At 50.5% G+C, this 14,584-nt stretch carries 15 protein-coding genes; all 15 read right to left on the reverse strand.

The annotated features are described in order from the left end of the window. Nucleotides 1-22 precede the first annotated feature (22 nt). A complete protein-coding gene (smc, locus tag AAC007_RS03470) occupies nt 23-3,520 on the reverse strand; it encodes a chromosome segregation protein SMC (RefSeq protein WP_339674616.1) in 3,498 nt (1,165 codons plus the stop codon). A 155-nt stretch (nt 3,521-3,675) separates the two neighbouring features. Then, nucleotides 3,676-4,884 carry a c-type cytochrome biogenesis protein CcmI gene (gene ccmI / locus AAC007_RS03475; protein ID WP_339674617.1) on the reverse strand — a complete coding sequence of 403 codons (1,209 nt, stop codon included), beginning with the start codon at nt 4,882-4,884 and terminating at the stop codon, nt 3,676-3,678. Further along, nucleotides 4,881-5,372, reverse strand: coding sequence for a cytochrome c-type biogenesis protein (locus tag AAC007_RS03480; protein ID WP_339674618.1), 492 nt, complete (start codon nt 5,370-5,372; stop codon nt 4,881-4,883). Before AAC007_RS03480 ends, ccmI begins: the two co-directional genes overlap by 4 nt. Continuing rightward, nucleotides 5,369-5,926: a DsbE family thiol:disulfide interchange protein gene (locus AAC007_RS03485; RefSeq protein WP_339674619.1), complete on the reverse strand. Its 558-nt coding sequence runs from the start codon at nt 5,924-5,926 to the stop codon at nt 5,369-5,371. The genes AAC007_RS03480 and AAC007_RS03485 overlap by 4 nt, the downstream gene beginning before the upstream one ends. Beyond that, nucleotides 5,913-7,895, reverse strand: a complete 1,983-nt coding sequence (locus AAC007_RS03490; RefSeq protein WP_339674620.1) for a heme lyase CcmF/NrfE family subunit — start codon at nt 7,893-7,895, stop codon at nt 5,913-5,915. Before AAC007_RS03490 ends, AAC007_RS03485 begins: the two co-directional genes overlap by 14 nt. Further along, on the reverse strand, nt 7,892-8,353 hold the full coding sequence (gene ccmE, locus AAC007_RS03495; protein WP_339674828.1) for a cytochrome c maturation protein CcmE: 462 nt from the start codon (nt 8,351-8,353) through the stop codon (nt 7,892-7,894). The genes AAC007_RS03490 and ccmE overlap by 4 nt, the downstream gene beginning before the upstream one ends. Nucleotides 8,354-8,413: 60 nt before the next feature. Beyond that, on the reverse strand, nt 8,414-8,599 hold the full coding sequence (ccmD, locus tag AAC007_RS03500) for a heme exporter protein CcmD (RefSeq protein WP_295871846.1): 186 nt from the start codon (nt 8,597-8,599) through the stop codon (nt 8,414-8,416). Then, nucleotides 8,600-9,343 carry a heme ABC transporter permease gene (locus AAC007_RS03505; RefSeq protein WP_339674831.1) on the reverse strand — a complete coding sequence of 248 codons (744 nt, stop codon included), beginning with the start codon at nt 9,341-9,343 and terminating at the stop codon, nt 8,600-8,602. A 111-nt stretch (nt 9,344-9,454) separates the two neighbouring features. Continuing rightward, nucleotides 9,455-10,141, reverse strand: a complete 687-nt coding sequence (gene ccmB, locus AAC007_RS03510; protein ID WP_295871844.1) for a heme exporter protein CcmB — start codon at nt 10,139-10,141, stop codon at nt 9,455-9,457. Further along, nucleotides 10,134-10,769: a cytochrome c biogenesis heme-transporting ATPase CcmA gene (ccmA, locus tag AAC007_RS03515; RefSeq protein ID WP_295871842.1), complete on the reverse strand. Its 636-nt coding sequence runs from the start codon at nt 10,767-10,769 to the stop codon at nt 10,134-10,136. Before ccmA ends, ccmB begins: the two co-directional genes overlap by 8 nt. Nucleotides 10,770-11,055: 286 nt before the next feature. Further along, nucleotides 11,056-11,952, reverse strand: coding sequence for an Hpt domain-containing protein (locus AAC007_RS03520; RefSeq protein WP_296435310.1), 897 nt, complete (start codon nt 11,950-11,952; stop codon nt 11,056-11,058). Between the two features lie 238 nt (nt 11,953-12,190). After that, entirely contained in the window at nt 12,191-12,562 is a 372-nt protein-coding gene (locus AAC007_RS03525) for a response regulator (protein WP_295871988.1), read from the reverse strand. Nucleotides 12,563-12,657: 95 nt separating this feature from the next. Next, entirely contained in the window at nt 12,658-13,500 is an 843-nt protein-coding gene (locus AAC007_RS03530) for a MinD/ParA family protein (protein ID WP_295871839.1), read from the reverse strand. Further along, nucleotides 13,497-14,063, reverse strand: a complete 567-nt coding sequence (locus AAC007_RS03535) for a hypothetical protein (protein WP_296435311.1) — start codon at nt 14,061-14,063, stop codon at nt 13,497-13,499. Before AAC007_RS03535 ends, AAC007_RS03530 begins: the two co-directional genes overlap by 4 nt. A 67-nt stretch (nt 14,064-14,130) precedes the next feature. After that, nucleotides 14,131-14,550, reverse strand: coding sequence for a flagellar motor switch protein FliN (gene fliN, locus AAC007_RS03540; RefSeq protein WP_295871836.1), 420 nt, complete (start codon nt 14,548-14,550; stop codon nt 14,131-14,133). Between the last annotated feature and the right edge of the window lie 34 nt (nt 14,551-14,584).

Here is a 14,584-nt window from a genome sequence, read left to right on the forward strand (position 1 = left end):
ATTTTAGCCCGTTTGCGCTATTTTACATCGCTGCCATTTCTGCCGCTTTTTCAAGATCTACCGAGACAAGGCGTGAAACCCCCGGCTCGTGCATAGTCACACCCATTAGCTGGTGCGCCATTTCCATCGCTATTTTGTTGTGGCTAATATAAATAAACTGCACTTCGGAAGACATCTCCTTCACCAGACGAGCGTAACGTCCAACGTTGGCATCATCTAGCGGTGCATCAACTTCATCAAGCATACAAAACGGCGCGGGATTAAGTCGGAAAATCGAAAATACCAGAGCAATAGCTGTTAGTGCTTTTTCGCCGCCCGACAACAAGTGAATTGTGCTATTCCGCTTGCCCGGTGGTCGCGCCATTATCGAAATACCAGTGTTCAGCAAATCGTCGCCGGTCATTTCAAGTGAGGCGCTCCCGCCCCCAAACACCTTCGGGAATAGATCCTGCAAACCGCCGTTTACCTTATCGAAGGTTTCCTTGAAACGGTTGCGAGTTTCTTTGTCGATACGACGAATAGCGCCTTCTAAGGTTTCCAGGGCCTCGACCAGATCGCTGTTCTGCGAATCCAGGTAGTTTTTGCGCTCAGATTGCTGCTTATACTCTTCAATCGCCGCCAGGTTTATCGGGCCCAGCCGAGCAATACGTCTGCCCGCTTGCTCTAAGGACTCTAGCCACTCAGCTTCATTGGCATTTTCAGGCAGGCTTTCGAGCACTGACTGAAGATCAAACTGCGCCTCTTGCAGCTGATCTTGTAAACCCTTGCGCCTAACTTGCAGCCCCTGATTTTCTACCCTAGCCTGCTCCAAGCTATTACGCACAGCCTGCAAACGTAAATCTATACCGTGACGCTTTTGCTCGTTCTCTCTAAGTTGGTGGTCGACCACTTCAAGCGCGCGGCGGGATTCAGCCAATTCCTCTTCAACCGCTAAGCGCTGTTCGAGACGGGCTTCTAATTCAATTTTTAAATCATCTATCGGCGCGTCGTTTTCATCTAAGCTCGCCGCCAGTTGCTCGCGACGCTCCTGCAATTGAGCCAATTGCTCTTCGGTACGGCCAATATTCTGTAATACGGAGTCGCGCTGGGTGCGCAGTGACTGATGGCGCATCGCGAGTTGGTGAGCGTGATCCTTACTCTGCCGAGCCGTTTGCCGAGCCGCATCGAGAATTGTGCGATTGTTATCGCGCTCGCTAAGCAGAGCTTCGCGCTTACCCGAGTCTTGCTCCATAGATTCAATCGCTTCTTGCAAGGTCATTCTTGCTTCGGCAACAGACTCTTGTTCTAACTGGAACTGATTGCGCAAGTCTTTGCCATCGCCATCCAATTGCTGACGGCGAGCTAAAACTTGTTCAACGCGCGCCTGCTGGGCACTTAGCTTGGCTTTCAGCTCACTGTATTGGCGATTAAATTGCTGCACTTCGCGGTTGAGGTTTTCCCGATCTTGCTCCTGTGTCTTTAACAAGCCGCGATCGGCATCTAAGCCATCAACAATAGTTTGAATACGCAACTCAGCGGCGTCTATCGCTTCGCGCAATTCCTGCAAGTCCTGCTGACGCTGCAATACGCCACCCTGCTCGGTGTTGCCACGGCTAACACGCAGCCAATTTGCACCTAGCCATAAGCCCTCGGGGGTAATCACCGACTCGTGCGCTGCCAGTCCAGAGCGCATTGCCAGCGCTGCAACTAAATCATCTGCAACACGAACACTGCTCAGAACGCCAAGCAACGCTGCATTACCGCTAACCTTGTCAGCGAGAGTGACAGTAGAGGAAGTGGAGCTTGCCGCGCCTTCAACAAAGCAAACACTACCTTCTTTGAGGCCGTCTAAAATCCCGCAAACACCGTCCAACGAATCGACACACAGGGCTTGTAATTGATCACCTAATACGGTCTCGACCGCCTGCTGCCAGCCATCGGCAACGTTAAGCTGCTCTGCCAAGCGCGGCGTGTTCGCCAGGCCCTGCTCTTCAAGCCACTTCGCGGTAGTTTTGTCGCCCTGACCCAGCGCGGCCTGTTGCAAGGCTTCCAGTGATGCCATACGACCGCGCATACGTTGCAATTCGCTTCGACAACTATCCAGCTCGTCGCTCGCAAGCTTGATGCGCTCACGGCACTCGCTGATCTGCGGAATAATCTGCTCGTGACGCTCCTGCGCAGATGATGCCTCTAATTCAACTTCTGCCGTTTCCTGTTGAAGTAACTCGATATCATCGTCGCTTTCGTCGAGATTCAGGCCACGGCGCTCTTGGTCCAGCTTTTCAATGCGCTCTTGCAAACGCTGTAAACTCAGCTCCAAATGCTGAATTCGAGATTGTTCGACTTCTGCGCGTTGACGCGGGCCCGCCGCCAGTTGGTTAAACTCGTCCCAACGCTGCTGCCAGGACTGCATGGCATCTTCTGCGTTAGCCAATGCGTCGGCGGCACTTTCTTCAGCGGCGTCAGTGATTTCCAACTCCGGCTCGATCTCGGTAATTTCCTCTTCCCAGAGCGCAATCTTTTCACGATCGCTTTCCAAATGCCGCGTGGTTTCAAGCATATTCACACTGAGCTGTTGCAGGTCTGCATCTAACTGCTGACGACGTTGCTGCTGATGCTGAATGCCCTGCTCTGCTCGCGCGATTTCTGCGCCAATACTGTAAAACCGGCCCTGCACTTCGTTAAACGCGTCATTCAACTGGCTGTGCTGGTCTCGTGCCTGCTCGATCCCGGTATTTAAGCCAACCTGTTCTGTAACAATCGCTTCACGTTCCAGCTCTAAGGCATTGATTTCCTTTTCTTTTAAACCAGCCTTATCGTCCAGCGCCTTCCACTGTAAAACCTGTAGCTGGGCTTTTAGTAAACGCTCTTCTTTCTTGTATTCTGTATATTTTTCCGCCGCTGCGGCCTGTCTCTGCAAATGCTGCAACTGCCGTTCGAGCTCGTCGCGAAGGTCGGTCAAACGCTCCAAATTCTCTTGGGTTCGACGCATGCGGTTTTCAGTTTCGCGGCGACGTTCCTTGTACTTGGATATGCCCGCCGCTTCCTCGATAAATACCCGCAATTCCTCCGGTTTAGATTCGATCAAGCGCGAGATCATGCCCTGCTCAATAATGGCATAACTGCGAGGCCCCAGACCGGTGCCTAGAAATATATCGGTGATATCGCGACGACGGCATTTGGTGCCATTAAGATAGTATTCGGAGAGACCCTCACGGGTCACTTTGCGGCGGATAGCTATTTCATCGTAAGCCGCGTATTCGCCGCCCAGTTTCTTATCGGTATTATCAAACACCAACTCAATACTGGCTTGACCAACAGGCTTGCGATTGACCGAGCCATTGAATATGACGTCTGTCATTGACTCGCCACGCAGGTTTTTAGCCGAGCTCTCCCCCATTACCCAACGCACGGCGTCGATAATATTTGATTTGCCGCAGCCGTTCGGGCCGACCACCGCCGACAAATTTGTCGGGAAATGAGCTGTCGTCGGATCTACAAACGATTTAAAACCCGCTAACTTGATACTTTTAAGACGCATAAACCAATAACCAACACTTTATGGTGTCGCCACGCTGAGTTTTATTGTGTTCTCGAGGCAACAACAGGAAAAATTGTGCAATGCGCGATTATAGCGATAGCAGCAAGGACTGACAGCAGAATTTGAGAATTTGTGAACAGAGAGCGCGTCTCACACTATTTTCCCTGCACTGCCGTAATCGACAAGGTCAATGGATCGGCCACTTTACTCACATCAACCTGAATTGACTCGCCAACCCAATCACCATCACGACGGATGGCTGTCCCTGACCTACTAATATGTGCCGACAGCGTAAGCTCTGAGAAATCGGCTAGCTGCTTACCCTGCCTAATCACGTCCGCATCTGTTAGCAGAAGATTAATAGGCCATTCCTGCTGGGTCAATAAAGGGACGCGCAAGGCAGCCACCGGCATCGGATTGCCGTCGCTACTTTTAGCGACAACAAACAAAACGCCCTCTGGCGATGCGCCTAGCTCAGCCGCCACACTCACATTCACTTCCAGCGTTTGCATATTACCCGCAGCGGCGGCTAGTCGCTTAGCTTCGGCAATACCGCCACTAATGACGCCTATCTCTGCGGAACCAGCTGGCAATTGCACCAGTAGTTTCTGCCAATACGATATCGCATCTACATACTGCTTATTAGCAAAGGAATCGATACCCAAAACGCCCAAGGCGGTTCCCTGAGTAGGATTAATCGCCAGCGCCCTTTCGAGCAAGCTTCGGGTCTCTTGATCAACTTGTCGATCACCAACTAAATAACGTGCCTGAGCCAATTGCGCCAACACGTTGGGGTCTTTTGGAAACAACCGTGCTAAACGCTGGTAATAAGGCAAGGCACCGGCAAAGTCGCTCTGCTGACGGAACAAGGTCGCCATCATTACCAAATGTTCGCCGCTATCTGGCCGCCGCTCTAGAATGACACCCACAATATCTTGATAGCGCTGCCAACGCTCGTCACTGAAGCCCTCGCTCAAAATTTCGGACTGTAACTCCCGCAGCTGTAAATCTTGTCGATAGCCGAAATACTCATACAGTGTTATCGCAAGGAGTGGGATGGATATCAACACTGCTAGAATATAGCCGCGCTTAGCACTTGAAGAAGTTGTGGCGCTATCGCCGCTGGACTCGGCGACCAACTGTCTATCCAATTCCCGCTCAAGCTCAGCAAGTTGCGCTTGATCAATTAGGCCTGACGCTAGATCGCTCGCTAATTCATTTTGACGCTGACGATAAAAATCACGCTGTGCTCGGCGATGCAGTTCCTGATCATTCTGAGATGGGCCGCGGCTACGCATGGATAACAGCACAAATATAGCGGCTATCAATAGCAAACAGCCAAACCCAGTATATAAACTTATCATTGCCGGTCCCCCGACTTTTCGCCGCTGGCATCATCACCCAGCAATTCATTCAGGCGCTGTTGCTCTGCCACTGACAGCGAAGAATCCACAGTCGATTTACTGCGCTTCCGACCGCTGGCCATACGCCACCAAACTAACAAGCCAAGTAATAGTAAGGCGACTGGGCTAAGCCACAACACCGCTGTTTGGCCATTAAACTGGGGACGATATAAAATAAAATCGCCGTAGCGATCGACCATATAATTCGTTATTTCTATATCCGACTTATCGTCCATGATCATACGATGAATCTGACGACGTAAGTCTTTCGAAATCGCCGAATCAGAGCCGGAAAGATTTTGATTCTGGCATTTGGGACAGCGCAGCTCTTCGATAAAAGCATGATAACGCTGCTGTTGCAGCGGTGTGTCGAACTGGTAGGTTTCAATAACCGCCGACGCGACAGCACCGTATAGCATCATCGCTATACATAGTATTAATCCCCTCATTGCACAGCGCCCCGACCGTTCAGCTCGGCAATTCGATGGGCAAACTCACGATCCCACACAGTTTGATCGAGTGCGCCCTGATAGCGAAACCGGACAATGCCTTCAGCGTCAACTAAATAGGTTTCCGGCGCCCCAGTCACGCCAAGATCCAAGCCGAGGGAGCCATCCTCATCAAACAAAGTTACTGTGTAAGGATCACCTTTCTCAGCCAACCAGCGTCGTCCGGCCTCAGCGTCATCCTTATAATCTATACTGACAATTTTAACGCCCTGCGCGGCAAGCTTGACGAGAAATGGATGCTCATAATGGCAGGTCGGGCACCAGGTAGCCCAAACGTTAAGCAAGAAAACCTCGCCTATAATATGCGACTTATTGACTATGCGGCCGTCATCAAGAGCCGGTTCAGAAAACTCAGGCAGTGGTTTGTTTACTAGCGCCGACGGCAAATCAGTTGGCACATAGTCGCCGGTCAGAACACGACGCTCTACTCCGAAGAAAATAGCTGCCAAAATAGCAAAAATAATTAAAGGCAAAAATAATTTAAACCGTTGCACTGCGATCTCCATTCCCGTCGATTATCGCTTTTTGTTTTGGCCGGTAACGCTTGTCACAGATTGCGAGTAAACCACCAAGCGCCATTAGCAAAGCGCCTAACCAAATCCACCGAATAAAGGGCTTGACGTGAACTCTAACGGCCCAGGCATCTTTGCCAACAGGCTCGCCCAAGGCAATAAAGACGTCGCGCATTAAACCAGCATCAATTGCCGCCTCAGTCATGACCTGACTACTTCTGGCGTGGTAGCGGCGCTTTTCAGGATGCATCTCGGCTATAAACTCGCCGTCCTTCCACAGCGAAAAAGTGCCGCGCTGGCCCTGATAATTTGGACCGGAGATCGCTTGAATTGAGTCAAAACTTACCGAGTAAGAGAATGCACTCTCCGTGCGCTCCCCCACTGTCATACGAATATCTTGTTCGTGATTGAAGCTAGTGACCATCGCCACGCCTAGCACGCTACAGGCAAAACCAATATGCGCTGTTAACATGCCGTAATAAGAGGGAGTAAGTCGGCGCAGCCCCTGCATAAGTGTTGCTGCATTGCGAACCTTGTCGCGTAGATTCACGACACTACTCAACACAATCCACGCCGCCAGTAACACCCCGATAATCGCCCCAATGTGCAAGCCATCACCAAAGGTTTGCGGCAGTAGCAAACCCAAAATCAGACTGCTTACAAAGGCAATCAACACCGGTTTCAACCAAGACTCCGGCTTACTTCGCTTCCACTGTGATAGCGGACCAATACCAACCACCAAGGCCAGCAAACACATCAAGGGCACAAATATGGCGTTAAAATACGGGGGGCCCACCGAGTATTTACCTAAGCCGGCGAAATCCATTATCAGCGGGAATAATGTGCCGATCAAAACGGTCATTGCCGCGACCAGCAGCAATATATTATTGACGAGTAACAAGGCCTCGCGAGATAGCCACGTGAATGAGGGTGCCGTCTGTGACGTTGGTGCGCGAAAAGCGTAAAGCGTTAGCGAGCCCCCCACCACGATGACCAAAAAGCCAAGAATAAACATACCCCTGGTTGGGTCTGCGGCAAACGCGTGGACTGAGGTTAAAACCCCCGACCTGACCAAAAAGGTACCGAGCAAGCTCAGTGAGAATGCAAAAATTGCCAGCAGCAAGGTCCAGCTCTTAAATACGCCCCGCTTTTCAGTGACAGCCAGTGAATGAATTAAGGCGGTGCCAACTAGCCAAGGCATGAAAGACGCGTTTTCAACCGGGTCCCAAAACCACCAGCCGCCCCAACCCAGTTCGTAATAGGCCCACCAGCTGCCCAAGGCGATACCCACGGTCAAAAACAGCCAGGCAATGTTAGTCCAGGGCCGCGACCACCGCGCCCAACTTGCGTCCATTCGGCCACTCATTAACGCCGCTATCGCAAAGGCAAAAGCCACCGAAAACCCAACGTAGCCGACATACAGCATGGGCGGATGAATCACCATACCCGGGTCTTGTAGCAATGGATTCAAATCTTGACCGTCAGCTGGTGTATTCAATAAATGACGGGCGAAGGGATTCGACGTAAAGAGCGAAAAGCCAAAGAAGCCCACCGCAATCATACCCATTACGGATAACACACGGGCTAGAATATCGAGAGGTAACTGCTTTGAAAAAATTGCGACAGCAACCGTCCAAAGCGCGAGTATTTCCAGCCACAGTAATAGCGAACCTTCGTGACCACCCCACAAGGCACTGAATTTATAGGCCATTGGTAACAGCGTATTCGATTGAGCAGCAACGATATCGACAGAGAAATCATCGCTTAAAAAAGCATAAAACAGGCTGGCAATGGCGACAGTTGTGAACAGGAATTGCGCAAAACTTAAATAGCGACTCGCGCGCATAGCCAAGTGATCGCCGCGAAACACACCCCACAACGGCAGGATCGCCAGCGCAAGGGCAAAACAAAAGCCTAGTATTAAAGCAAAATGGCCAATTTCAACTATCACTGACTACCCTTCTCTTGTTGCGCAGCTCGACTAGCAGCAGACTTTTCCAAAGCATCGCTAACCTCGGGAGGCATATAGGTTTCATCGTGCTTTGCCAGCACTTCGCTGGCATAAAAAATACCGTCCTCGCCTAATTTACCCGACGCGACAACTCCTTCCCCCTCGGCGAATAAATCCGGCAAAATGCCCTCGTACTCCACCGTCACTACCGCACTAAAATCGGTGACCACAAACCGAACCTTCAAGCTGTCGCTGGCCCGCTCTACGCTTCCTTCCTGCACCATCCCGCCCGCTCGCATAAATTTGTCCACCGGCGCTTTACCAGAGGCAATTTCCGCTGGGGGATAAAACAAATTAATATTTTCTTTTAAGGCGTAACCCAACAACCCAGCGGCAAGCCCCGCGACCAGCAAAATAAATACAACAATCAATAAGCGCTGTTTGCGCTGTGGATGCATCGCCATAACACTCTCTTAAACAGTACCGCTAGCGCTGAGCACAAACGGAGAAAATTTCAATCAATTTGATGTAGTCGCGCCCTTGCGTCTAACTAGAGCGCGAATATGTTGTTCAGCCGCGGCACGTCTACGTCGTGCAACAATGACTAAAGTCGCTAAAACCAAGGCCGACACGCCGTAACTAAACCAAACATAGCTACCGTGACCACTCATAGAGAGCAATTCGCTAACGCTATTGAAATACATTTAGCGTGACTCCCCGCAAATAAGATCTTGTACCCAGCGCGTGTTTTTTTCTCGCTCTAAAATTTCGATTCGGGTATACAGCAAAAGCAACCATCCGAAAAACAGATACATACCGCACAGCGTTGCCATGAGGGGGTGAAGCATACTCGGGTGAATTGTCGACTCGCCAGTAAAACTAATACTCGCTGGTTGATGCAGGCTGTACCACCACTCTACTGACCAATAAATAATGGGTATGTTCACTGCACCAACAATTGCCAAAACCGCGCAGGCTTTCGCCGCCGCGTCTCGATTTTCAAAGGCTTGATGCAGGGCAATCACACCGAGATATAAAAAGAATAAAATTAAAACCGACGTGATACGCGCATCCCACACCCACCATGTGCCCCAGGTCGGTTTACCCCACACCGCGCCGGTAAGTAGCGACAGGAACGTTAGGGAAGCGCCAATGGGTGCGATGGCTTTCATCACCATGGCGGCCAACTTCATCCGCCAAATCAAATGGATCGCGCCGGCAGTCGCCATCGTCATGTAAGCGCCCATCGCAACCGCAGCCGCGGGCACGTGAATATACATAATGCGAAAACTATTACCCTGCTTGTAATCAGCCGGCACAAAGGCCAAGCCCCAAACGGCGCCACCCACCAACAACAATAGCGAAAAGATCGCCAGCCACGGTAGTAAACGACCGCTAAACTGGTAAAACCAGCGCGGAGAGCCCCATTTATGAAAGGTTGAGCTAATCGACAAAGCAATAATCTCTTTTAAAATTCAATTCAAACGCCAATCTGATCAACGTAAAAGTCGAGCAGTATACCGCAGCCTCGCGGCAAGTTATAAAGCATTAGCACACGGCTATTGATCAACACTAATTCGCAGCGCTCCGCATATCGCTAAAGGCGCAAGTGCCAAGGCCGCGAGAAAAAACACGCCCAACATAGCGAGCTGCGGTAAATAGGCGGCACCTTCTATCGCCGCTTTCACCGCACTGCTGCCAAAAATAAGCACGGGAATATATAGCGGCAATACAATCAACGACAAAAGCAGGCCGCCTTTGCGCAGGCCCACCGTTAATGCCGCACCAATAGCACCGATAAAACTGAGCACACTTGTGCCCAGTACCAAACTCAACATCAACGGCACCATGCCCTCACCGGGCAAATGCAATAGCAATCCCAAAATTGGCGACAATAGACTCAGGGGCAAACCTGTCATTAGCCAGTGCGCCAGTGTTTTAGCTAATACTTGCGGATAAAGGGATTGATGAGTTAATAGCATTTGCTCTAGGGTCGCATCGTCAAAATCCCCACGGAACAAGCTGTCTGTGGCAAGCAGGGAGGCCAGTAACGCCACCACCCACAAAATACCGGGTGCCAAGTCGGCGAGACGATCTGGCTGTGGGCCAATACCAAGGGGGAACAAGGCGCACACCATGACAAAAAATACCAGTGGATTCGACCACTCACTACCACGTCGCAGTGAAGCAACAATATCGCGATGCAAGACGGCTATGACTAGCTTTAGCAGTTTGGGCTCAGACATTGCTGGCCCCCAGCGTAATAACATTAAAACCTTGAGAGACACTAAGTTTGTGATGCGTGGTTAACAACACCGAACCACCGCCACTCACAAATTCGCTAAGCCACTGCTCTATCTCGCACACACCACCCTGATCTATCGCGGTAAAGGGTTCGTCGAGAATCCAAAGCTGCGCCGGAATACAGAATAAACGCGCCAAATTTACTCGGCGCTGCTGCCCCGCCGATAGCGAGAAACACGGCTGTTCTTCAAAACCACGCAGACCAACTTTATTTAAAGCATCAAGAAGCACGACATCGCTATTTTCAGCACCGCGCAGGGCACATGACCATCGCAAATTTTCAAGTGGGCTAAGTACTGCTTTTATACCAGCGCCGTGACCGATATAAAGCAATTGCTGCAAATAGTCGTGACGATTCTTTTGTAGGGATTTTCCCTGCCATAGAACCTCGCCACTGTAACGACTCGATAAGCCAGCCAAAATACGCAATAAACTGGTTTTACCGCTGCCGTTGGGACCGGCAATTTGTAACAGCTGGCCCGCATTGAGGTGAAAGCTCAAATCGGAAAACAGCACCCGATCATCACGATCAGTGTATAGCTGCTTAACTTCCAAGCCCGAATTTAGCAAAATCGCTCCCGTCTATTCACCCGCCGGCACGCATATGACATGCGTAAAAATGCCGCCAAGTATATACGAAATAGAAGAAATTGAGTGCGAAAAACATGTGGATCTAAGCTAAGCACAAGCTCAATAGCAATGCTTAGTTCCGACTTAAACGAGCGCAAAAGCACGGTTCACGGCAGTAAATACGCCATTTTCGAGGTTAACGCTGACTTGATAAGCATGGTTGTTACGCTGAGACCCTAGACCAAGGTAGCAGCATTTAGGTACCTAGGGACAATAGGTGGCGGGATCAATTCGGTTTGGTATCGCCGTCACTGCTTCGATCATGCGCCCAAGCTTCAAAGTCCTGAGTCACCAAATCGAGATACGTCAGCGCTTTGTCTAGCTCTTCAGAATATCCCTTGGCATGAAACTTCATTAACCGCTGCTTCACCCAACTTAACTCGCGCACTAAATTAAGGGCATCGCCCTCTGCTGTTCCGGGAGTATCGCTGAGCCCGCTCAAGGTAGCCAAGGACTCACGGGTAAGCGTAGCGACCGCACTATCTATCGACTCGAATCCTTTCGGTGAGTCCAGCGGAAAGTTACCCGCAGTGCCTTGCTCAAACTGCCGGGTTGCAAGCACATCAGTGCCTTGCTTTGCTTGCAGGGGTTCAAAACGCGTCTTTTCATAATGTAAAACTGAGGGGGCTATGCTCGCGATCTGATTGTCGCGGGGCTGTAAACGACCATCAAAAAACACACCCATTGTATCAAGTGATGATTCCACTGGGTTATTTGCCGCTGCTTCATTATTGTTGCGATCCGCCGCTCGCAATAAACGCGCTTTTAATTCTTTATCGACTGGCCGCGGCGGCTGATGGTTTATGCGACGCGCCAACATCAGTTCCAGGCTACCAATTGCCGCCACTAATAATGACACTAAACTCGGTGTTATTGACACACGGCGAGTCCGCACTCGCTCCATTACCCGTTCGGTCAACTGCGCGCATTCAGCCAACTCGGGCATATTCAACACGGTTGCACCACCGTGCAGAGTATGAAATCCACGATGAATATCATCGAGTATGCGCTGACCATCATAGCCGTAATGCAATTCCGCCAACTGTTCCGACAGGCGTTGAACAATCTCCTCCGCTTCCGAAAGGAAAATCGCCAAAATACCTTCGTGTTCGTGCTCGTTCACACAGGGCCCTATTTAGAATGGTGTCGCCGAAAATCCGAGTTGGCGATGTCAGACATCAAAGTAACTCAGGGTAGGTACGCCCTTCGTCCAATCGATATTACTATTAATTATCCACATTTAATTGGCGCTAAGCTGCAAGGTCGGTCACATTCCAGCATTTTCGGCCAGACAATTTGAGCTAGGAGTGATGTTTCGAGATGGAAGCTTGCTTATTGCTGGGAAAAGGCATTGCCAAGACTTACGCTCGGCTATTAATAATCGAAAGTATTTTGCTTTCCAAGGTTGCGGCAGTGAAAGGTTTCACCATATAGGCATTCACCCCAGCTAGCGCGGCCTCAATAATTTGTTCACGCTTGGCATCGGCGGTAATCATTAACACGGGGATATGACTTAAGTTTGCATCGGCCCGAATCGCGCGCAGCAAATCTAATCCAGACATTCTTGGCATGATTAAATCGGTAATCACAAAGTCAAAACGCTGATTGTGAAGCATAGGTAGTGCCGAAAGCCCGTCCTCTGCCTCGCTAATATAGCGATAGCCTAGGTCGGTAAGTAAGTTGCGAATAATACGCCGCATAGTCGAGAAGCTCTCCACCACCAAGATACGCATCTCAGCCGGTGAGGAAAACACCGAATTAATTGGATCACTCTCGTCACTAGCTATGCCAAAAGGATTCGGCGATAAGTTGTCTAGATCGTCATCGCTCATTTGCTATTTGCCAACGCGCCACCGGAACGGGAGCTTGCCGCTAGCAGTTGCTCAACAAAAAACACCAAATGACCTTCCGCCTTGGCAGGTAGCGGCCACCGCTGAGCCTGCTTTGCAAAATCGCGCAGCGCTCTCGCCGAAATACTGCTTGGTGCGGCCAGAACAACCGCCGTCTGCTGGCGCACCGAGTCTCGCAATTTAGTATCGAAGGGCACGGCGCCAGCGTAGATCAAACCCACGTCCAGAAACTGGCCGCAAACCTGATTTAAACTGTCAAAAAGTTGCCGTCCCTCTTGTTCGTCTGCAACCATATTTGCCAAAATTCGGAATCGGCTGCGACCAAAGTCGCGGCTAAGCAGCTTAATCAGTGCATAGGCGTCGGTAATGGAACTCGGCTCATTGCAAACCACCATGACCACTTCGTGTGCAGCGCTGAGAAAATTCACTACAGAATCTGAGATTCCCGCGGCGGTATCAATTACCAGCACATCTAATTGATTGGCGATATCGCTAAAGGCGCGAATCAATCCAGCGTGCTCCAGCGAACTCAGCATACTTAAACGTCGCGTACCCGACGATGCAGGAATAATTTTGATGCCCGCGGGCCCATCTAATAACACTTCTTCGAGTGTGCACTGGCCATCGAGCACCTGCTCAATAGTATTGCTCGCCTTTAAACCAAGTAAGACGTCCACATTTGCCAAGCCAAAGTCGGCATCCAATAACACCACGCGCGCGCCACCTTCAGCCAGTGCGACGCTAAGATTTATAGCAACATTGCTTTTACCAACGCCGCCTTTGCCACCACTTACCGCTATGACTTGGATTTGGCGTGTCATGAGGGCTCCGCAGTAGATTTAGGTTTGCTGTAAATATTTTCTCGCCAGGGAAAACCCCACATCCTGTGAGTGTGCTCGCCAATTTGCTCCGCTTTGCACATCGCCATAATCTTCTTTAACAGACGCTGATCTACTGCTTGAACGTCAATTAAAAGCACGAACAAATTATCTGCTGCATATGGCCGGTAGTCATCTAGCGCTGAATTTTCTTGCATTAACCCTAACAAGCCCCCCTCCCACGCACCAAAAAACAGTAGGGTCAGGGGTAGCGAATACAGAATAATATCGCGAACTAAGCCTGCATTAATTTGAAACAGCGCAAATGAAATTATCACCAGCAGCCACCCTAAACAAAGCCCCCAAAAGCCGCCCCGCCATGCGCCACCAAGCATATTGGTCAACAGAAGCGGGCTTGCCAATGGCAGCCCGAGACGCTGAACCTCTGCCCTTGCTTCAGTAAATATTCGCCACCGCCAACCCTGTAAATGGGGTTGATTTAACATTTCCACAATCTCGCAGAGATTTGCTTTATCGCGACTCAAAAACACCAGCCTACGCCTCATTATTTTTGTTCTCCCACCTATGGCCACTTGGTATTCGTTACGCACATCTAACTATGCGGACATATCATCATCGCAAGGATTGTAACCGCTCCGCTTGACTGACCACCTCAGTAAGCCGAATTCCCAATTTATCTTCAATCACGACTACTTCTCCGCGAGCGATAAGCGTGCCATTTGCCATCACATCCAAAGGCTCGCCCGCCATACGATCAAGCTCCACAATAGCGCCTTGATGCAGCTGCAGTAGATCTCGAATCGGCATATCACTCCCCCCTACCTCCAAGGTAAGTCTAACGGGAATATCCATCACCATTGATAAATCTGGACCGGGGGACTTTCGATCGCGAAGTCTCGCTGCAGGGCCGTCGACCTCCACCTGTCCCTTACGCCCAGCCGAGCTAGCGTGTTGAATACCAGCTCGGTCGGCCGCTTCCATTTCCTCTTTCAAATTTTGTCGCTGACGACGAAGCTCGTCTTGCTTATCCATAATATTTCAATCTCTCGGTAACCATTTAACAATC

Source organism: uncultured Zhongshania sp. (assembly GCF_963975605.1).
GTDB classification, from domain to species: Bacteria; Pseudomonadota; Gammaproteobacteria; order Pseudomonadales; family Spongiibacteraceae; genus Spongiibacter; species Spongiibacter aquimaris.